Below are 20571 nucleotides of genomic sequence, written 5' to 3'. Positions count from 1 at the left end.
ACAAGGAAATAATCTTAAAATCTATCATATCTAACACTTCAGCATAGAGGTCTCTTTATAAAATTTTAAAATATTATTGCTATTTGACAGTTAATAATGACTCATAAATACCTGCTTCTTTAGCAGCCTCGATTAGAGTAACACCAATTTCTGAAGGTGTTGCTGCTGTTTTTACACCACAACGATTGAGTGTTTTAATTTTTTCTTCAGCAGTTCCTTTACCACCGGAAATAATAGCACCCGCATGACCCATTCGTTTACCTGGAGGTGCAGTTTGTCCCCCAATAAATCCTACAACTGGTTTTGTCATATTTTTCTGGATCCATTCTGCAGCTTCTTCTTCTGCAGTACCACCAATTTCACCAATCATTACAACAGCTTTTGTTTCGTCATCTTCATTAAATGCTTTTAAAACATCAATAAAGTTTGTACCGTTGACTGGATCACCGCCAATTCCAACTGCTGTAGACTGACCAATACCTTCTTCTGTCAATTGATGTACCGCTTCATAAGTTAGTGTACCAGAACGTGAAACAACACCAACATGTCCTTTTTTATGAATATATCCTGGCATAATACCAATCTTAGTTTCATCTGATGTAATGACACCTGGACAGTTCGGACCAATTAAACGCGTTTTCTTCCCTTCTAGGTAACGCTTTACTTTAACCATATCAACAACAGGAATATGTTCAGTGATACAAATCGCTAAGTCAAGTTCTGCATCTGCGCATTCTAAGATAGCATCAGCAGCAAATGGAGCAGGTACGTAAATTACTGAAACATTTGCGCCTGTTTCTTGCTTCGCTTCTTCTACTGTATTGAAAACAGGTACACCTTCAACGACTTGGCCGCCTTTACCAGGTGTTACACCTGCAACGATTTGTGTACCATATTCTAACATTTGTTTAGTATGAAAAAGGGCAGTTGACCCTGTAATCCCTTGAACGATAACTTTTGTATGCTTATCTACAAAAACACTCATTTTAGTTGTCCCATCCTTTCCTTACGCTTCATTAACAAGTTTAACGATTTTTTGAGCACCTTCTGCCATTGTACTAGCTGGCTCAATTGCTAAACCTGATTCTTTTAAAATTTGTTTACCTTGATCGACATTAGTACCTTCTAAACGCACGACTAAAGGTAGTGTCAAATCGACTTCTTTAACAGCTGCTACAATTCCTTCAGCTATAACGTCACAACGCATAATACCACCGAAGATATTTACAAAAATACCTTTAACATTACTATCACCTAAGATGATTTTGAATGCTTCTGTTACTTTTTCTTTTGTAGCACCGCCACCCACGTCAAGGAAGTTAGCTGGGGTTCCATTAAAATGATTGATTGTATCCATCGTTGCCATTGCAAGGCCAGCACCATTGACCATACATCCAATGTTTCCATCTAAAGCAATATATGACAAATCATATTTAGATGCTTCGATTTCTTTAGGATCTTCTTCATCTAAATCACGTAATGCAAGTATATCTTTATGGCGGAATAACGCATTATCATCGAAATTAATCTTTGAATCCAATGCTAGAACGTTACCATCACCAGTTAACACAAGTGGGTTAATCTCAACAATTGAACAATCTTTTTCAATAAACACATTGTATAGTGAGATTAAGAATTTAACCGCTTTATTCACAGACTCTTTTGGAATGTTAATATTAAATGCGATACGTCTTGCTTGGTATGGTGCTAAACCAACAACTGGATCAATTGTTTCTTTGAAGATTTTTTCAGGTGTTTTTGCTGCTACTTCTTCAATCTCAGTTCCACCCTCTTCAGAAGCCATTAACGTTACGCGATCTGTTGCACGGTCAATAACAAAACCGACATAATATTCTTTTTGAATATCTGCCCCTTCTTCAACATACAATCGTTTAACTTCTTTGCCTTCAGAACCAGTTTGATGTGTCACTAAAACTTTGCCAAGTAATTCATTTGCATATGTTTCAACTTCTGATAAAGATTTAGCAATTTTAACACCACCAGCTTTTCCACGCCCCCCTGCGTGAATTTGCGCTTTTACGACATAGACATCTGTATCTAATTCTTTTGCTTTTTCTACAGCTTCTTCAGCTGAGAAAGCTACACGCCCTTCTGGAACTGCTACGCCCATTGAACGAAAAATTTCTTTTCCTTGATACTCATGGATATTCATACTCCATCCTCCTGTTTCTTAAGGTTAAGTTCATTTTCAATTATAGAAAATGTAAGCGCTATTGTAAACAGATAGACACATACTTTTACTGATACTAAAGTATATCGATTTTTAATAACATACGTTTAAATTTTATAAATCGATGTCATTCGTGTAATATGAGTTATAAAAAGGAGTGAAAATATGGATTTTAATACTTATCAGCATGAGGCTAAACGTACACTCGACTTAAATCGTAATCAAAGTGAACTGATCCAAATGAGTGCATTAGGATTGAATGGAGAAGCAGGTGAAGTGGCCGATTTAATCAAAAAACATTATTACCATGGACATGAATTAGATATAGAAGCAGTTCAAAAGGAACTCGGTGATGTATTATGGTATATTGCATCCTGTGCGACAGTTTTTAATATTAATTTAGAAGACATTGCGAAAAAGAATGTTGAAAAACTACAAAAACGCTATCCAAATGGATTTAATACAGAAGATTCCTTAAAAAGAATTGACACTTAAAAAGGCTTATATAGTCATGTATTATTCATTTTTGATTATATAAAATAATACACCTCTATCTGTATATCAGTTTTCTCAACAGTTAGAGGTGTATGGTTCACTCAATAATTTCCCTTTCAATTACGTTATTTATCCGTATGAAATTTAACTTGTGTATCATCGTCCATCGGTACACTAATTACTTTTTGCGCTTCATCAGAAAACTCAACAGTAAAATCATGATCTTTTAACAAATGAATTAAATCCATTTGAGATGTTTCCTCAATTGACACGTTTAAATTTTCTTCAATTTTCTTTTTTATTTCATTTAGTTTCTCTTCATCTTCAGTTATACCTACTTCTTTTTCCTCAAAGTGAACTAATACTTTGTATAACTTTTGTAATGTTTCATCCATATGTTTTTGATTTTCCTTTCTTTTTGGAAGTTTAGTTATAGTTAAACATAAATAGTATGAATTGCAAATATTTTAGTGTATGACGTAATGATTCTTAACAATCGAAAACCCCTTATTATGACTTTTTCGCATATTTTGATTTAATTGGCTCGAAGCTGTTTCGATGAATAGGTGTACACCCTAATAATTCCAATCCTTCTAAATGTTTTGCTGTTCCATATCCGGCATTTTGTGCAAAATCATAACCTGGATACTGTTGATTATATGCTTTCATTAATGTATCTCGATAGACTTTTGCAATAATGCTTGCAGCCGCTATTGACACACTTGATGCATCTCCTTTAATAATCGAATGTTGAGGTGCTTCTAACTTATCTAGTGTCATTGCATCAATCAAATAGTGTGTCGGTTCAACCTCTAGCTCTGCAATCGCACGATACATTGCTAATTTAGTAGCCTCATAGATATTTAATTGATCAATTTCTTCTGGTGACGCTACGCCGATACTCCAAGCTTTAACGTTTTCTTTTAAGTTTTGGCTAATGTCTTCTCTCTTTCGACTCGATAATTGTTTTGAGTCATTAATACCGATATAGCGATGATGATGATCTAAAATAACAGCACTAGCGACTACTGGACCAGCTAGAGGTCCTCTTCCCACTTCATCAATACCACAAATAAGTGCTTCTGGATTATTTTTTAAAATATCATCCTCATGCCGACACATTTTAATGTAATTTTGTTCTAATTGTTCATGACGTTCGATTTGTTTAAGTCTTATACGAAAAGCTTGCTGTACACCTTTTCTGGAATCGTTTGCGTAAGGATGCTCAGATAAATCTTTACGTGTCAACACATTTGACAGTTCTTCTCTAATCATTTTGACTGTTTTAGCCATTATGATTATCCTCCTGAAACTGATGGTATAAATCAAAACAGTATGTACCTATTTTCGCATTTCGAATATCATTGATGATAAGTTCGATAACCGCTTCATAATCCACTTCATTTCCTTTTTGAATTAATCCTCTTTTACGGCCAATCGCATCGAACCAGTCAATTGGATCTGCATCAGGTTCAACATTGATTGCGTAATGTGTAATAAGTCCTTCGTAATCATGTTCGATTAAAAAGGATAAGCCGTAAAGGGCAACTTCGTCCAAATGAACAATGCTATCTTTAATAGCTCCAGTTAAGCTTAACTTTTTGCCAATTGTTTGGTCTTCAAATTTAGGCCATAATATTCCAGGTGTATCAAGTAATTGCAATGATTTACCTACTTTAATCCATTGCTGTTGTTTCGTCACACCTGGTTTATTGCCTGTTTGTGCAATTGTACGGTTAGCCAATTTATTTATTAATGTTGATTTACCTACATTTGGAATCCCAACAATCATCGCTCTAATCGCTCTCGGCTTAAGTCCTTTTGCTTTTTCACGCTCAAACTTTTCCCTTGTCGCTTCAATCGCAGCACTTTCGACCTGTTTCAACCCTTTACCATGCTTTGCGTCTACTGCAACAGAAACTGCCCCTTTCTCTTTAAAAAAAGCGAACCATTTTTGCATTTCTTTTAAATTTGACATGTCTTTTTTATTAAAAATAACAACACGCGGTTTATGTTGAATCACTTCATCTATCATTGGATTTCTTGAACTTAAAGGAATCCGTGCATCGACAAGTTCAAACACAACGTCTACTTTTTTAAGTTGTTCTGATACTTCTCTTTTCGCTTTAGCCATATGGCCAGGGTACCATTGTATTACCATCTTTGAATCACCTTTCTTATTTCACATCAAAACTATAAATATTAACGACTTAGCCATATGATGTGATATATTGAGTGTAGTTTTTAGTTCAAGTTTATCCTAAGTTTATCTATTAGCCAACTGAACTATCCATTGATTTTAATCATTAGTAAAAAGAAAGTAGGTTAATCTTTTGATCAGCTCCAAAACTTTTTTTGAAATCATCCGCTTTGTCATTGTCGGCGGAATTAATACAGTCAATTATTATATCGTGTATTTACTTTTATTAAAACTATTACATGTTCATTACTTAATCAGTCATATTGTGGGATTTGTTATAGCGCTTGTCATTTCTTATTTTTTATCGTGCTATTTCGTTTATCATGTCAAACCTACATTAAAAAAGTTTTTAGCCTTTCCATTAACTCAAGTCGTCAATATGGGAACACAATTTATATTACTTTTTGTTTTTGTCGAGTTTCTTCATATTAATGAAACTTTCGCACCATTTATCGGTCTAGTTTTTACAATTCCAGTTACTTATCTCTTATCGAAATTTATTTTAAAAGATCGTTAAGTATATTGTTATGTAAAGGTGGAGTGATTGAATATGAATCGTTTCAAACGATTATTCGTTTTAGCCCTAACAACAATTTGCCTCTCATTATTAGGTCATGCATACATACTATATCGTTTTTTTAAAGATGGGGTATTGTTTACAGGGCCAAATGATGGTATCGAGCAGATGGTACCCATTCAGATGTTTTTATACCGAAAATGGTCTGAAGGTACCTTTTTCTATGCTACCGATTTCGGTTTGGGCGGCGACTTTTTTACTGACTTATCCTATTATTTCAGTACAAATATATTATTTATGATCAATGCATCTTTCATTTGGCTATTTGCTCAATTCAATGCGCTTCAAACCAATGATGTGATGTTCTGGATGACCAATGCATTGGTGGTTTCAATCATTAAATCATCTTTAATTATAATCGTAACATTTCTATATGCCCGATATCTTAAACTCAATCATGTAACTGCGATGTTATTTGCATTTTTATTTGCGACTTCTCCAATTTATTATCGCTTTACAGTATATTGGCCTTTTTTTAGTGATGTTTTTATATTATTACCATTGCTTTTTTTAAGTATAGAAAGATATTTAAAATCGGGTAAAATAGGTTTATTTATGATTGTTACTGCACTGACTTTCATCAATAATTTTTATTTTGCTTATTATCAAGTTTTAGCAGGACTGATTTATTTCACTATTCGAATACTCTGGCGTCATCACTACGATATTGTTCAACGCTTTCGCTCTGTATGGACTCTGTTGGTGGCCGCTATACTAGGTGTTGGGATGAGTTTATTTATGTTTTTTCATGGCGCAAGAAGTTTTTTTAATAATAAACGCATTCCATTTAATTCTGAGATTCCAATGCTTGAATCCCTAAATCATAATACGAATATCTTTTTTGATAACTATTTGATTGTTGTTTTATTCATAACGGTTCAGGCACTGTTGACTTTCAAGTTATATCGTTATTTTTATTTTCGTCTATTTGCAATATTATCAATCCTGGCTATTATTTCATCCTTTTTGCCTTATGTTGACCATATATTTAACGGGTTTTCAGCTCCTCAAAAAAGATGGCATTATTTACTCGCATTTTCAACAAGTGGTTTGATTGCCTTATATGTTCATTATTTTTTGTCACTAACTAAACGCACATACACCTTAACATCGATTCCGAGTATGCTCATTATTATCGTAAGTGCTATTTTGTACAAAACTTTCGTCATTTGGCTATTATGGGTTCCTATTGTTTTCATTGCTGGATTAGTCGTTCTTGTGTTAAAGCATACTCGAAATCATCCAAATCATCTTTTCACGAGCTGTTATAGCATAAGCATTGCGGTACTTATGCTTTTAGTTTCAACTGTCTTTACAAAAAACCAAATTTTTCACGAAGATCATGAGTCGCGGGCAAACCAGGATTACATTCATAAGAGCCTTTATAATACACCACTTCAAAATGAGCTTGTCAATGATATGAAACAAAGTAAAAATACTGATGAGCGAATTGATTGGCGTGTTAACGAACAAGACAATACACCTATGTACCAAAACTTCAAAGGCTTAAGTTTATATTCAAGTATATTTGATCAAGAACTCATCAATCTATATTATGACCATCTGATGATTAATCTAAAGGAAGAATCTGTAAGTCGTTACCAATCAACTGGTGGTCGTGCAAACATTGCAAGTTTATTATCTGTTCGATACCAAATGCTAAAGGCATACCAGGATAACTTGCCTGATTATTTTAAGTTGGTTCGAAAATCTGGTCAATATCGCATCTATGAAAATGAACAAATGTTACCAGCTGTTCGAGTCACAAATCAATATTATGACGTTCGAGAATTACATACACCTATTGACAGAGAACATGCTATGATTGATGGTGTCATTTTGAATCATGAAGGACGTCCATATCAAAAAACAGTCAAAAACTTGCTCAAATATACTCAAGTGAAAGCTGTTAATGCAAATTGGAATGGCCATCAATCCATTCATATCAAAAAGTTTACAAACAGTGGGATAACACTACACATACCTAAACCATTACAGAAAAAGTATGATGATTTTTACGTCACACTATTTGTAAAACGTGGTGCACCTGATAGTAACAGTACAATCACCGTAAATGGTTACCAAAACCATAGATTGTTCAATGATTCCAAATATAAAACAGGTCAACATCATCTTTTATATCGAACAAAACCTAATCAAAACGGAGATATTCAAATCAACTTGTCTCCAAGCGGAACTTATCAATTTGAATTAAAAGGACTTTATGGCGAAGACTATCAAACTTTAAAACAAGCAGATAAACGGAAACTTTATACTTATCGTGAGTCTCATTCAAAAATAAATATTCAACTCCGCGATCATTCAAAAGGCATCGCTGTTATCAACATTCCTTACCGTGATGGTATGAAGGCTACCGTTGATGGAAAAAGCGCACCTGTTAAGAAAGTAAATTATTTCATGACCGGGGTACCAGTTAATTCAAATGATAAGACGATTGAAATTTCATATCGTCCTCCCTTTTTCTTTTTGATGATAATGCTCTCCCTACTGAGTGCATTTATAGGCTATCTATTTAGGCGTTGGATTTTTCAAAATAAATAATATGAAAGAGTGGAAAGAAAATTGAAAGAAAAAAGAAAATATAAAATTAGACATTGGTTGAAAATATTAATACTTGCACTCGCTGTCGGTATGATTGTATACCTTCCTGTTTTGTATCGTTTTCTCAATGAAGGCATTATCTATAGTGGCAATGGTGATGGGTTTAAACAGATGATGCCTTTCCAAATGTTTTTATATCAACACTTCATACAATTTCAGTCATTATATGATGTTTCTTTCGGCTTAGGTGGTGACTACTTTACTGACTTAGCGTATTATTATGCGACTTCACCAGTCATGTATCTCAATTTTCTTTTTGTGGCATTGAGTCAATGGCTGTTTCATACAGATCCATCTCAAATTGAATTTTGGCCTGGCAATCAAATATTTATCGCATATCTTAAATGCGTCATTGTATTTCTAGTCTCTTATGGCATGCTTCGTGAGTTTAAACTGCGAGGGCAATATCAGTTTTTAGGCGCATTACTTTTTAGTACTTCTACTGTACTATATTACTTTAATTTCACTTGGTCTTTTTTTGGTGATATTTTAATCTATTTACCATTGTCTATTTGGGGAATGGAACGCTTTTTTAAACAGCGTCAAATAGGTCTATTTATTGTTGCTATTACACTGACGCTCTTTTCTAATTTTTATTTTAGTTATTATGAAATGATTGCACTATCAGGTTATCTAATTTATAGGATGATTTTGACACACCCTGAAGATAAAGTGAGTCGTTGGAATAAACTCTTTTTACTCATTCCAGCTGTAATCATTAGTTTATGTATGAGCTCATTTGGTTTTTTGACGGGCGTTCATTCATTTTTAAATAATGATCGTCTCTCAAATGATGTCTTTATTTCACCTATTATTGATTTTTCACAAAAATATCATATATTTACCAATGGCTTTTATATTACATTGAGCGGTATCGTATTAGTTGCACTTTTTTCTTTTAAACTATATCGATATTATTATTTTAAAATGTTTGCAATATTCACGTGGATATTATTAATCGCTTCATTCTCACCTTATTTTGATAGTTTATTTAATGGGTTTTCATTTCCACAAAGACGATGGATTTATATTTTAGCATTGACATCAAGCGTTCTAGTAGCAATATGGTTTAAGCATTTAGCAATTCTAAACTGGCGTGATTATCGTTTATCCTTATTGCCAATACTCATACTCATTTTGGCAACTGTCGCCGTGTCGCGGGGTGCTATGTGGTGGATGATTGCTTCAGCACTTATCCTCATTGTAATTGGTGCTCATATCTATCGTGGTCGAGCGTTATCTAAAAAAATGATACGCATAGTATTAGTCCTTTTCATATGTCAGCAATTTATTTTATTAATCAATTATCATCATAATAATATCGCACCATATCAATCAAAAATCAGTGATATGCACGCTGCTGATTATCATAGTTCAAATCTTCAAAATGCAATTGATTCTATTGTCAATCGTCAAGAATCTTTAGAACGGATTGATTATATGAGCTCATACGCTGTGAACTCGAGTATGATTTATCATTTTAATGGCCTTTCACTGTATTCAAGTATTTTCGATGGTGAGATATTACAATACTATGACAAACTAATGCAAATTAATATGGAGTATGATAGTAATAGTACGTATCGATTATTAGGCGATCGCGCTAATTTATATGCGCTGTGGAATGTAAGTGACCGTATTAAATCAACACCTGATTCATTAACACCTTATGGTATGAAACACGTACAACATATTAAAGAAGGTTCAACGGAGTGGGATCATTCAGTCAATACTATCGATTATCCAAGTGCACATTTAACATCCAAAGTTTACTATCCTAATCAACTCAAATCACCGTTAGATCGTGAACAAGCCATGTTACAAGGTATCGTGACTCATCAAATACCATCAAATCAGACATTTCAACCTAACCCAAATTTATTATCGAAAACCACCATTGCACCACGACATGCACACCAAATCAATAACAAGCTAAACGTATTAGAAAAAGATGGAGGATTAGATATTAAAATCCCAAGAACACTTCAAAATCGTTATAAAGATTTCTATATCGAAATGGATATTGAACTTTTGAGCCCAAACCAAGCTCACTATTTAGAAGTAAATGATTTTCATCAACGTCGAACAAAACTTGATTATGCCTATCGTCGTTTTGTATCACCTGTAACAGTCCGTGTCCCATCAGAGGAAACGTTACAAATTAAATTAAAAAAAGGAACTTATCGCGTCAACATTAAAGGGATTTACGGTGAAGATTACCAAACGCTAAATCATGCAAGTAAAGCACTCACACCGGTTAAAGTCTCACAAAATTCCCATTCACTTGTTGCTGAAATCAACCCAAAAGAAAATAGCTACCTTGTCTTGCCTATACCGTATCGAGATGGTTTAAAAGCTTATGTTGATCATCAACCACGACGCGTAGAAAAAGTAAATGGCATTATGACTATGGTTCCTGTTCATAAAGGGGAATCAAATGTTCACGTAACATATCAACTTCCACATTTGTGGTTATATTTAGGGTTCACTTTGATTGGATTGCTAGGTGCATTCATCTACCGTGCATTCATTCGAAAACATCACTTTTGAATTTAGGTTCTATAGTAAATCGGACTGGTGTATAAATAATTTCATTTATTTGATTGTTCCATAAAGCCTCGCTTTTCTAGGCACCTCAGAAGTCTCGGCTTAGGAATCAATCAAATGTGCTATATTTATTCACACCCCTAAGTTATAAAATATGTTTTACCAACTCAATTTTACTGATTTATGCCGTATTAAAAGAGGCATTAATGTTCAAGACTTTATGATCACACAACGAAAAAGGCGTTAAGCAATCCATTATTGCATAACGCCTTAATTTAATGCGACCAGTCCAATTTGACTGAGAGCCTGAATTTAAATCTATATAAAATACTACACGCTGCTTTTACAAAAATAAATGGAGACATCACCTAAAACAGGGATGTCTCCATTTATTTAGAAAATCTCATTTTTAAAATTAAATCATACGCGTGTGTAAGCTTAACGTTCTCCTAAAATTAACGAATTTCTTGGATACGTGCTGCTTTACCACGTAAGCTACGTAAGTAATAAAGTTTCGCACGACGAACTTTACCACGGCGTTTAACTTCGATTTTTTCGATTTTTGGTGTGTGCACTGGGAAGGTACGCTCTACACCTACACCAGAAGAAATTTTACGAACAGTGAAAGTTTCTGAAATTCCGCCTCCACGACGTTTGATAACAACACCTTCGAAAACCTGAATACGCTCGCGAGTTCCCTCAACGATACGTACGTGAACACGTAAAGTGTCACCTGGACGGAATGATGGAATATCATCACGTAATTGTGATTGCGTTACTGCTTCGATTAATTTGTGATTAGTCATTATTTATTCTCTCCTTCAAACTATGTTCATGCTTCGACAATCTTTAGAGCAGCGGATCATAGTGATATTTGTGTTTCCACACTCAGATTATACTAGCACAGTCTTATTATAATTTCAATATCATTTGTGTAATTTGATATATTTTTTGTCTTCCTCTGTCAGTGGATATGTGTCTAATAAATCAGGTCGCTTTTTTAATGTACGCAATAAAGATTGCTCGTGCCTCCATGTCTCAATACGCTGATGATCACCTGATAATAAAACATCAGGAACACTCATACCTTTAAACTCACGCGGTCTTGTATATTGCGGATATTCTAATAATCCACTTGAGAATGAATCATCTTCATGTGACATTTGGTTGCTTAATACTTCTGGAATAAGACGCACAATTGCATCTGTCATCACCATTGCAGGGAGCTCTCCACCTGTTAAAACATAATCACCAACTGATATTTCATCAGTTACTAATTCTGTTCGAATGCGTTCGTCATATCCTTCATAATGCCCACAAATAAACACGAGATGTTCTGCCTTTGAAAGTGATTCTGCTAACTTTTGGTTAAAAGGTTGTCCTTGTGGCGTCATCAGAATGACACGCGTTTGGTCCGTCTTTTGGATTGTATCCATTGCATTGAAAATAGGTTCAGGTTTTAGTACCATCCCTTGCCCACCTCCATATGGATAATCATCAACTTGATGATGCTTATTATTAGCGTATTCTCTAAAATTAATCACTTTCGTATCGAGAAGGCCTTTTTCTCGCGCCCGCTTCAATATAGACTGATTTAAAACACCATCAAACATTTCTGGGAAAAGTGTTAGATAATCAATTCTCATTCTGATAGCAATCCTTCCATCGGTGTAATATCAATACGGTGCCCTTCGATATCAATCTGTTTTACAACCTCTTCAATATAAGGGATAAGATGTTCTTTATCGCCTTTGACAATCCAAACATCATTCGCACCTGTTTCAAAAATTTCGACCACACGTCCAATTGGCTCGTCCTCAACAAAAACCGTACAGCCTATAATATCTGAATAGTAGTATTCATGTTCGCCTAATTCAATCTCTTCATGGTCACGCTCTTGATATAACATATGCCCTTTTAAATGTTCGATATCATTAATATTATCGTATCCTTCAAATTTCAACATATGTAATCCTTTGTGTAGTCGATGAGATGTGACAGTTAAATTTAAACGTCTCCCTTTATGCTCTACCTCTAAAACTTCGCCAGGTTGAAAACGTATATCTGTAAAATCTGAATGAGACTGTACTTTCACTTCACCTTTAATACCATGCGTATTCACAATTTTGCCTACTTCTACTTCCATCTCAAACACAGCCCCTTATTTATCAATATTGTAACAATAAGACAAAAGGGCCTGAGTCACAATCATACGATTAGTTGGCTCAGCCCCTTGAAATGCTGAAATACAAAACGATAAACACGCTTCATACTTCACATGCTAAAAAGCTAATTATTTAGCTTTCTTTTGCTCGTCAAATGTTTTTAAGATACCTTGACGTGATAAGATATTGTGTACAGTATCAGTTGGTTTCGCACCATCTTTTAACCATTTTAAAGCTAATTCTTCATCGATTTTAACTTCAGGTGCATTAACTGCAGCTGGATTGTAAGTACCGATTTGCTCGATGATACGGCCATCACGTGGCGCACGTGCATCTGCAACTACAATACGGTAGAATGGGTTTCTTTTTGAACCTAAGCGTGTTAAACGAATTTTAACTGCCATTTATCAATTCTCTCCTTTGATTACATTAATTTTGTTATCTACAAGAAATTATAATAACAGGAATCAAAAGCTTTGTAAAGAGAAAATACTTTACCATTTAAATTTTTTGAACTGTTCATACTCAATTTAAGTTAAAATGGCAAATTCATCCCTTTTAGCATATTTTGAAGTTGTTGCTTCCCTTTTTTGCCTTTTCCACCACCGGTAAACTGCTTCATCATCTTCTTCATATCATTAAATTGCTTCAATAGGCGATTAACTTCTTGTAAAGAACGACCTGACCCCGTCGCAATACGACGTTTACGTGATACATTTAACTTTGCAGGATCTTCACGTTCATCTGGTGTCATAGATTGAATAATAGCCTTAATATGATCGATTTGTTTTTCACTCATATTAAGCTTATCCAATCCTTTCATTTTATTCATTCCTGGAATCATTTTCATGATATCATCAAGTGGTCCTAAGTTTTTCACTTGATCAAGTTGATCTAAAAAGTCTTCTAATGTAAATGAAGATGTGCGCATCTTTTGTTCTAAGTCTTTTGCTTTTTCTTCATCTACATCTTGTTGTGCTTTTTCAATTAAACTCAGCACATCACCCATGCCTAATATACGAGATGCCATACGCTCTGGATGGAAAAGCTCTAAGCCATCCAACTTTTCACTCATACCTATAAACTTAATTGGTTTTTCAGTCACAGCACGAATGGATAGTGCAGCACCACCACGCGTATCACCGTCTAATTTAGTAAGTGTGACACCTGTTACATCAAGTTGATTATCAAATGATTCAGCTACATTAACAGCATCTTGACCTGTCATAGCATCAACTACAAGCATAATTTCATTTGGCTTAGATATTTCTTTGACATCTTGTAGTTCATTCATTAACGTTTCATCAATGTGCAATCGACCAGCAGTATCGATGATAACAAAATCAAGATGTTCTGATTTAGCGTGCTTAATCGCATTTTCAACGATTTGTTGTGGCTTCACTTGATCTCCTTCTGTGTAGACTGGAATATCAATTTGTTTTCCAACGGTCTGCAATTGCTTAATCGCTGCAGGACGATAAATATCCGCCGCGACTAAAAGTGGTTTTTTATTGTATTTTTTACGCATCAATAATGCGAGTTTTCCTGCAGTTGTTGTTTTACCAGCACCTTGTAAACCAACCATCATCACAACTGTTGGTGGTTTTTTAGACATCGAAATAGACGCATTATCGCCACCCATTAAAGCTGTAAGTTCTTCTTGTACAATTTTGATTACTTGTTGACCTGGTGTGAGTGATTTCATTACATCAGAACCTAATGCACGATCTGAAACTGTCTTGACAAAGTTTTTAACAACTTTAAAGTTAACGTCTGCCTCGAGTAATGCTAGGCGCACTTCACGCATCATTGTTTTAATGTCAGTTTCAGTCACTTTACCTTTACCTTTAATTTTTTGCATCGTCGCTTGCAAACGATCGGATAAACCTTCAAACGCCATAAAGTGACCCTCCTTATTCTAATTCTTCAAGTTCTTGAATATATTGTTTTAACTTTTCTGGTTCGTCGATATATTTTCTCATATCTCTATAAATTTCTTGTCTTCGTGTAAAACGATGATAAAGTTTCAACTTCTTTTCGTAATCTTCAACTAAATCGCCAGTTCTTCTAATGTTATCATACACGGCTTGTCTACTCACATCAAATGTCTCAGCAATTTCACTAAGTGCATAATCTTCTAAATAAAACAGTTGTAAATAGTTACGCTGCTTGTTTGTTAATAATGATTGATAAAAATCAAACAAATAATTCATTCGGACAGTTTTAATTAAATCATTTTCACGCATTGTCTTGTGCCTCTGAATCATCTTCTGGTACATTTTGCTCAATCATATCTGCAAATAATCCATAAACATAACTTTCTGCATCAAATGGTTGTAAATCATCAAGTTTTTCGCCTAGTCCTACAAATTTGACAGGGATATGGAGCTCGTTACGAATTGCAAGTACAATACCACCTTTAGCCGTTCCATCTAATTTGGTTAACACAATACCCGTAACGTTTGTCACCTCTTTGAATGATTTAGCTTGAGACAGTGCATTTTGACCCGTTGTTGCATCAAGACATAATAATACTTCATGAGGTGCTTCAGGGATTGATCTTGAAATCACCCGTTTGACTTTTTCAAGCTCATTCATTAAGTTCTGTTTATTTTGAAGACGTCCCGCTGTATCACATATTAATATATCTGCACCCTTATTTTTAGCAGCATTTATCGCATCATACATGACAGCAGCAGGATCAGAACCTTCATTTTGACGAATGACTTCCACACCGACACGTTCGCCCCATACTTCTAATTGTTCAATGGCACCTGCACGGAATGTATCCCCCGCAGCTAACATCACTTTTTTACCTTGTGCTTGATATCGATGAGCCAATTTACCAATTGTCGTTGTTTTACCTACACCATTGACACCTACCATTAAAATGACGTTAAGTCGACCTTCTTCTATGTTCATTTCCTCTAATTTGTCATCTTCTTGATGATAAATTTCAACGATTTTTTCAACAATGACCTCTCTTAAATCTTCTGTTTCTGTAATATTGCGACGTTTAGCTTCCATTCTCAACTCATCTACAAGTTCCATAACTGTATTAAAACCAACATCAGCTTGAATCAACATTTCTTCAAGTGCCTCAAAGAAATCTTCGTCTACTTTACGATAATGTGCTAATAAATGATTCAATTGATTTTGAAAATTTGCTCTCGACTTTTCCAAACCTTCTCTAAATTTAGCGCCTAACTTTTGCGATTCGATTTCTTCAAATTCTTCAATTGATATTAAACCATCATCAAATTCATCATCACCTTGACTGTTCCAATCTATTGAATTGTCTTTGGAATTTTGTGTTGTTTCTTCTATTGATTGTTGTTCTGACTCTTCTTGAGGTACATCACTCTCTTGAGCCGGTGATTCGATTGCTTCTGCTTGATCTTTGTCATTTTTAGCAAATTTATCTTTTAATCGTTTAAAGAAACTCATGTTTTACTCCTCCTTTAACATTTCATCTATCGTATTCAAATTAACACTTACTAATCTTGAAACGCCTAGTTCTTGCATAGTCACACCATACAATCTATCACACATTTCCATAGTCCCTTTTCGATGCGTAATCACAATAAATTGTGTCGATTGTGATAATTGTTTTAAATAGGATGCATAACGTACAACATTCGCTTCATCAAGAGCCGCTTCCACCTCATCAAGGATTACAAATGGCGCAGATCTAACCTTCAAAATAGCAAACAATAACGCGATTGCACTTAATGCTCTTTCTCCTCCACTGAGTAAAGAGAGATGCTGCAATTTTTTTCCTGGCGGCTGCACTTTAATATCAACACCCGCAGTAAGATAATCATTATCTGTTAAAGTTAATTCCGCTTGACCACCTTCAAACAATGTCTTAAATACATGTTCAAATTGTTCTTGAATAGCATGAAATGTTGTACTGAATCGCTCAACCACTTCTTTGTCCATTTCTTGAATAATTTGTTCAAGTGTCTCTTTTGCTTCACGTAAATCATGTCGCTGCTCAGATAAAAATGTATAACGTTCGTTAACTTCTTCAAATTGTTCAATTGCATTTAAATTAACATGACCTAGTTCGTCAATAGACATTTGGGTCAGTTTCACCTTCTGTCTAAGTGCGTCTATTTCACTTGTATCAATAGGATAGTTCGATTTCGCATAATCAAACGTAATATGATATTTTTCATCTAAGTGGTTTAAACTATGATCAATTAAAACATCTAAACGTGATTGTGATGATTTGATTTCTTGATAACGATTTTCAATAGATAAGAGCGCTTGATGTGTCCTTTCCAGCGCTTCCTCATTTGATTCAATTAAATCTTCAATCTGTTGACGTTCCTGACGAAATACATCTTGTTTTTCAAGTAGTTCTTCTTTTTGATCACGATATAAGTTGATATTTTCTTCAATCGATGTGAGCGTCGAAACATCATTTACATCATCTGAATTGATAACTTTTAATTGGTCATTAAGTTTATCTTGTTGTGTAATCAGACGTGCTTTGGAAGCTTGATGACGTTTTAAATTTTGTACTTGCGTCGACAATTTTTCTTTAACCACCGCTAAATCCGATTGATGTTGGTGCAGCTCGGTTTGTTTTTGATTAAATTGAACTTTGTCTAACTTGTTTTGTTCGGTTAATTGGTTGATTTGCTTTTCTAAAGATTCAAGTTCTTGTTGGATTTCTATTTTTCGTTCATCTTTGATTTTGAGTGTTTCTTGACTTTTGTTAACTTCATAACCATCGTTTTTTTCAAACTCAAATTCTTCATTTTCATTCTTTAATCGCTGTTCTATTTTATAAAAACGATCATATTGTAAATCCAAATCATGTAGTGCTTGTTTAAGATGATTATGTTGCTGTTGAAGTTTCAAATATTCATTACTTAAAGTTTCTTGTTCTTCTTTTTTATGTTGACAGAACTTCTCGAGTTGCTGTGTTTGTTGCGTGTAGTTGTCAAATTGAGTCACAAGTCGCTGATATTCATCTTTTTGACTCAATACGGATTGACGCTGTTGTTGACGCCCGCCTGTCATTGAACCACCGGGATTAACGATATCCCCTTCTAATGTTACGATACGTGTTTGATATTGAATGGCCTTTGCAACTTCATTCGCTGTCTTAAGATGGTCAACTACTATTGTGCGACCAAGTAAGTTTGTAACGATGGCTTGATAGTTCTTTTCATAACGAACAAGGTCACTAGCCACTGAGATATATCCTTCGAATTGTTTCGCCTTTTGTATCATTGAAGCATCAAGTTGTTTAGAGCGTACTACTGACAACGGTAAAAATGTCGCTCGACCAAGTTGTTTAGACTTCAAATATTGAATCGCTTTTCTAGCAGACACCTCATCATCAACGATAATGTGCTGCATCGTTGCACCTAATGCTGTTTCAATTGCTGTTGTATATTCAGATGGGACGTCTAATTTTTGTGCTACTGCCCCGTGTATACCATTTAAGGTTTGATTTGCTTTGAGAATTGCTTTAACGCCTTGATAATAATAAGTAAAGTCATCTTGTCTCGACTGCATTGCATCAATCCGAGACTTGAGCTTATCATTATAGCGATATGCTTGGTATAACTTCTCTTCTGAATCCACTTGTTCAGCTTTGATAGATGCTAGCTTTTGTTCGGTTTGCTTAATTCTTTTATTCACACTGTCCAGTTGCTTTTGTTTATCTGATTTTTGCTTTTCAATGTTACTCATATTTGACTGAGCATCTTGTAATGCTTCATACGCTTCTTTTAATTTAGAATCTAATCTTGACTGTTTCTTTTGATGCTCTTCAATTGTTCTTGATAAGAATCGAATATCGTTATTAATATCTGATTGCTCTGTCATAAGCTGATAATAGCTATCTTTTAAATTTTCTATATCTTCTTCAGTGGAATGATCTGCTTGGTATAACAATGTTTCAAGTTCTTGAATAGTTGAAATCAATTGAGTACGCTTTTCTTTTAATTGCATTATCAATTCTTCTGATTGCTGTATTTCTTTTACTATTGAAGCATGTTCTAGTTGTATGCTTTCTTGTTCTTCTTCAATACGTGCATATGTTTGAGATTGATTTTTTTGACGTTCTTCAATTAAATTATATTGACCAGTTAATTTCTCAACATTTTCTGTAGCCTTTACTAACTCATGATTGAGTTTTTCAAGCTCCTGATCAATTTCAAAACGTTTCCCTTTATGTGTTTGAATTGTGTTTGTCATACTTGATTTCTTGCTTTGTATGTCAGATTGTTCACTTTTCAATTGGTTTAATGCGTCATCATGTTCAGAAATCTGATTTTGATAAGATTGTATATCATGCACAGTGACACGAATATCACTCTCTTTTAACGTTTCAGAAAGTTGTAAATATTCCTTAGCAATTGCTGCTTCTTCCTTTAAAGGTTCGACACGTCCTTCTAAGTCAAAAAGGATATCTTCTACTCGTGATAAATTGTCTTCTGTGTGGGATAACTTATTTAAAGAAGCTTCTTTACGTTTCTTATATTTTAAAACGCCGGCCGTTTCTTCAATAATTTGACGACGATCTGTTGGTTTAGCATTTAAAACTTCGTCAACACGTCCTTGAGAAATAATACTGAATGCCTCTTTACCTAATCCTGAATCCATGAAAAGTTCGGTAATATCTTTTAAACGTTGACGCTCGTTATTGATAAAGAACATACTGTCTCCATTACGGTATAGTCGACGCGTAATGATTACATCTTTTGCATCAATATTGAGCAATCCTTTTTCGTTGTCTAGACATAGCTGCACTTCTGCAAAATTTTGTGCATTGCGATGCTTTGCACCAGAGAAAATGATGTCTTCCATTTTATTTCCTCTCAAAGTGCGTGCAGACTGTTCACCTAACACCCACTTTATAGCATCAGTTATGTTACTTTTACCGCTTCCATTGGGACCTACTATTGCTGTGACACCTTTATCGAATTGAATTTGTGTTGGCTCAGCAAATGATTTGAACCCATATGCATCAATAGACTTTAAACTCACCATGTTTTTACTCCTTTTGTGTCAGTGCTAAAAATGCTTTTTCTGCTGCTTTTTGTTCAGATTCTTTTTTTGTACGTCCTGTCCCTTGTGCAATAGCTTCATGATTTAATTGCACTTCTGATGTGAATTTTTTATTATGTGCAGGGCCATCTTCTTTAATAATGCGGTACTGCAATTGACCCAAATATCTCTGGTGAACATATTCTTGAAATTTTGTTTTGAAGTCAACTGCTCCCATAAGTTGTTCATCTTCAACAAATGGAAATATAACACTTTCTGCAAAGGTTTTTACAACGTCTAAACCTTGATCTAAATATAATGCACCTACAAACGCTTCGAATACATCAGCCACAAGTGAAGGTCGCGTTCGCCCGCCCGTCTTTTCTTCACCTTTACCAAGCAAAATAAGCGTGTTTAAGTGAATTTTATTTGCAAATATTACAAGTGAGGGTTCACATACTATGTTTGCACGCATTTTCGTAAGATCACCTTCTGGTAGGTGTGGGTATTGATCATATAGAAAACGTGATACCGTCAATTCTAATACTGCATCTCCTAAAAATTCGAGCCGTTCGTTATGTTCTAAACGCCCCATATTAAAGTCATTGATAAAGCTTGAATGTGAGAAAGCTTGTTGATAAATTGAAATATTATTATACGATAAACTCAGTTCTTGCATTTTGAGTTCAAATTGCTGTTGAAAAGTATTAATCAGCTCTTGTTTGCGCGTTTTCGTCATTCATAATCCTCCTTATTTATAGGC

18 protein-coding genes are annotated in these 20571 nt (G+C 34.6%); 4 read left to right on the top strand and 14 right to left on the bottom strand.

Annotated elements, in window-relative coordinates:
• Positions 1-79: 79 nt before the first annotated feature.
• The gene (sucD, locus tag C7J90_RS08035; protein WP_103209423.1) at positions 80-985 is read right to left on the bottom strand and encodes a succinate--CoA ligase subunit alpha; all 906 of its coding nucleotides are present in this window, start codon (positions 983-985) and stop codon (positions 80-82) included.
• A gap of 21 nt (positions 986-1006) precedes the next feature.
• Positions 1007-2173: an ADP-forming succinate--CoA ligase subunit beta gene (gene sucC, locus C7J90_RS08030; RefSeq protein WP_103209425.1), complete on the bottom strand. Its 1167-nt coding sequence runs from the start codon at positions 2171-2173 to the stop codon at positions 1007-1009.
• Positions 2174-2356: 183 nt separating this feature from the next.
• On the opposite strand from sucC, the gene C7J90_RS08025 reads away from it, so the two are divergent.
• Positions 2357-2686 carry a nucleoside triphosphate pyrophosphohydrolase family protein gene (locus tag C7J90_RS08025; RefSeq protein WP_103209426.1) on the top strand — a complete coding sequence of 110 codons (330 nt, stop codon included), beginning with the start codon at positions 2357-2359 and terminating at the stop codon, positions 2684-2686.
• 125 nt (positions 2687-2811) lie between these two features.
• On the opposite strand, the gene C7J90_RS08020 is transcribed toward C7J90_RS08025, so the two are convergent.
• From C7J90_RS08020 to ylqF, 3 genes are all read right to left on the bottom strand, one after another.
• Positions 2812-3081, bottom strand: coding sequence for a hypothetical protein (locus tag C7J90_RS08020; protein WP_103209428.1), 270 nt, complete (start codon positions 3079-3081; stop codon positions 2812-2814).
• 115 nt (positions 3082-3196) lie between these two features.
• Positions 3197-3979 (bottom strand): ribonuclease HII, encoded by a 783-nt coding sequence (locus C7J90_RS08015; protein ID WP_103209429.1) that lies wholly within the window; start codon positions 3977-3979, stop codon positions 3197-3199.
• Positions 3972-4847 carry a ribosome biogenesis GTPase YlqF gene (ylqF, locus tag C7J90_RS08010; RefSeq protein ID WP_103209431.1) on the bottom strand — a complete coding sequence of 292 codons (876 nt, stop codon included), beginning with the start codon at positions 4845-4847 and terminating at the stop codon, positions 3972-3974. The genes C7J90_RS08015 and ylqF overlap by 8 nt, the downstream gene beginning before the upstream one ends.
• Positions 4848-5019: 172 nt before the next feature.
• Between ylqF and C7J90_RS08005 the strand changes: the two genes are divergently transcribed.
• From C7J90_RS08005 to C7J90_RS07995, 3 genes are read left to right on the top strand one after another with little or no spacing between them, the layout of a single operon-like run.
• Complete coding sequence (locus C7J90_RS08005; protein ID WP_103209433.1) at positions 5020-5403, top strand: GtrA family protein; 384 nt, start codon at positions 5020-5022, stop codon at positions 5401-5403.
• Between the two features lie 33 nt (positions 5404-5436).
• Positions 5437-8025, top strand: a complete 2589-nt coding sequence (locus C7J90_RS08000) for a YfhO family protein (RefSeq protein WP_103209435.1) — start codon at positions 5437-5439, stop codon at positions 8023-8025.
• Positions 8026-8046: 21 nt separating this feature from the next.
• Complete coding sequence (locus tag C7J90_RS07995; protein ID WP_232618842.1) at positions 8047-10635, top strand: YfhO family protein; 2589 nt, start codon at positions 8047-8049, stop codon at positions 10633-10635.
• A 452-nt stretch (positions 10636-11087) separates the two neighbouring features.
• On the opposite strand, the gene rplS is transcribed toward C7J90_RS07995, so the two are convergent.
• From rplS to rnc, 9 genes are all read right to left on the bottom strand, one after another.
• Complete coding sequence (rplS, locus tag C7J90_RS07990; RefSeq protein ID WP_044360991.1) at positions 11088-11438, bottom strand: 50S ribosomal protein L19; 351 nt, start codon at positions 11436-11438, stop codon at positions 11088-11090.
• A gap of 120 nt (positions 11439-11558) precedes the next feature.
• Positions 11559-12278 carry a tRNA (guanosine(37)-N1)-methyltransferase TrmD gene (gene trmD, locus C7J90_RS07985; protein WP_103210448.1) on the bottom strand — a complete coding sequence of 240 codons (720 nt, stop codon included), beginning with the start codon at positions 12276-12278 and terminating at the stop codon, positions 11559-11561.
• Positions 12275-12778, bottom strand: coding sequence for a ribosome maturation factor RimM (gene rimM / locus C7J90_RS07980; RefSeq protein ID WP_103210446.1), 504 nt, complete (start codon positions 12776-12778; stop codon positions 12275-12277). The genes trmD and rimM overlap by 4 nt, the downstream gene beginning before the upstream one ends.
• A 147-nt stretch (positions 12779-12925) precedes the next feature.
• Entirely contained in the window at positions 12926-13201 is a 276-nt protein-coding gene (rpsP, locus tag C7J90_RS07975; RefSeq protein ID WP_103210444.1) for a 30S ribosomal protein S16, read from the bottom strand.
• Positions 13202-13332: 131 nt separating this feature from the next.
• Positions 13333-14697 carry a signal recognition particle protein gene (gene ffh / locus C7J90_RS07970; RefSeq protein ID WP_103210442.1) on the bottom strand — a complete coding sequence of 455 codons (1365 nt, stop codon included), beginning with the start codon at positions 14695-14697 and terminating at the stop codon, positions 13333-13335.
• 13 nt (positions 14698-14710) lie between these two features.
• Entirely contained in the window at positions 14711-15043 is a 333-nt protein-coding gene (locus C7J90_RS07965; RefSeq protein WP_103210441.1) for a putative DNA-binding protein, read from the bottom strand.
• Positions 15036-16244, bottom strand: a complete 1209-nt coding sequence (gene ftsY / locus C7J90_RS07960) for a signal recognition particle-docking protein FtsY (RefSeq protein WP_103210439.1) — start codon at positions 16242-16244, stop codon at positions 15036-15038. The genes C7J90_RS07965 and ftsY overlap by 8 nt, the downstream gene beginning before the upstream one ends.
• Positions 16245-16247: 3 nt before the next feature.
• A complete protein-coding gene (gene smc / locus C7J90_RS07955; RefSeq protein ID WP_103210437.1) occupies positions 16248-19811 on the bottom strand; it encodes a chromosome segregation protein SMC in 3564 nt (1187 codons plus the stop codon).
• A gap of 4 nt (positions 19812-19815) precedes the next feature.
• Positions 19816-20547 (bottom strand): ribonuclease III, encoded by a 732-nt coding sequence (gene rnc / locus C7J90_RS07950; protein ID WP_103210436.1) that lies wholly within the window; start codon positions 20545-20547, stop codon positions 19816-19818.
• Positions 20548-20571: the final 24 nt, after the last annotated feature.

It is taken from the genome of Staphylococcus felis, assembly GCF_003012915.1.
In the GTDB taxonomy this organism is placed as follows: Bacteria; Bacillota; Bacilli; order Staphylococcales; family Staphylococcaceae; genus Staphylococcus; species Staphylococcus felis.
This window is presented reverse-complemented; position numbering and strand designations above follow the sequence as displayed.

Coding starts and splice junctions, on each gene's coding strand:
- ftsY (WP_103210439.1), bottom strand. CDS start 16,244: ATGAGTTTCTTTAAACGATTAAAAGATAAATTTGCTAAAAATGACAAA.
- ffh (WP_103210442.1), bottom strand. CDS start 14,697: ATGGCGTTTGAAGGTTTATCCGATCGTTTGCAAGCGACGATGCAAAAA.
- trmD (WP_103210448.1), bottom strand. CDS start 12,278: ATGAGAATTGATTATCTAACACTTTTCCCAGAAATGTTTGATGGTGTT.
- smc (WP_103210437.1), bottom strand. CDS start 19,811: ATGGTGAGTTTAAAGTCTATTGATGCATATGGGTTCAAATCATTTGCT.
- C7J90_RS08015 (WP_103209429.1), bottom strand. CDS start 3,979: ATGGCTAAAACAGTCAAAATGATTAGAGAAGAACTGTCAAATGTGTTG.
- C7J90_RS07965 (WP_103210441.1), bottom strand. CDS start 15,043: ATGCGTGAAAATGATTTAATTAAAACTGTCCGAATGAATTATTTGTTT.
- sucD (WP_103209423.1), bottom strand. CDS start 985: ATGAGTGTTTTTGTAGATAAGCATACAAAAGTTATCGTTCAAGGGATT.
- rimM (WP_103210446.1), bottom strand. CDS start 12,778: ATGGAAGTAGAAGTAGGCAAAATTGTGAATACGCATGGTATTAAAGGT.
- C7J90_RS08025 (WP_103209426.1), top strand. CDS start 2,357: ATGGATTTTAATACTTATCAGCATGAGGCTAAACGTACACTCGACTTA.
- rpsP (WP_103210444.1), bottom strand. CDS start 13,201: ATGGCAGTTAAAATTCGTTTAACACGCTTAGGTTCAAAAAGAAACCCA.
- sucC (WP_103209425.1), bottom strand. CDS start 2,173: ATGAATATCCATGAGTATCAAGGAAAAGAAATTTTTCGTTCAATGGGC.
- ylqF (WP_103209431.1), bottom strand. CDS start 4,847: ATGGTAATACAATGGTACCCTGGCCATATGGCTAAAGCGAAAAGAGAA.
- C7J90_RS08000 (WP_103209435.1), top strand. CDS start 5,437: ATGAATCGTTTCAAACGATTATTCGTTTTAGCCCTAACAACAATTTGC.
- C7J90_RS08020 (WP_103209428.1), bottom strand. CDS start 3,081: ATGGATGAAACATTACAAAAGTTATACAAAGTATTAGTTCACTTTGAG.
- rplS (WP_044360991.1), bottom strand. CDS start 11,438: ATGACTAATCACAAATTAATCGAAGCAGTAACGCAATCACAATTACGT.
- rnc (WP_103210436.1), bottom strand. CDS start 20,547: ATGACGAAAACGCGCAAACAAGAGCTGATTAATACTTTTCAACAGCAA.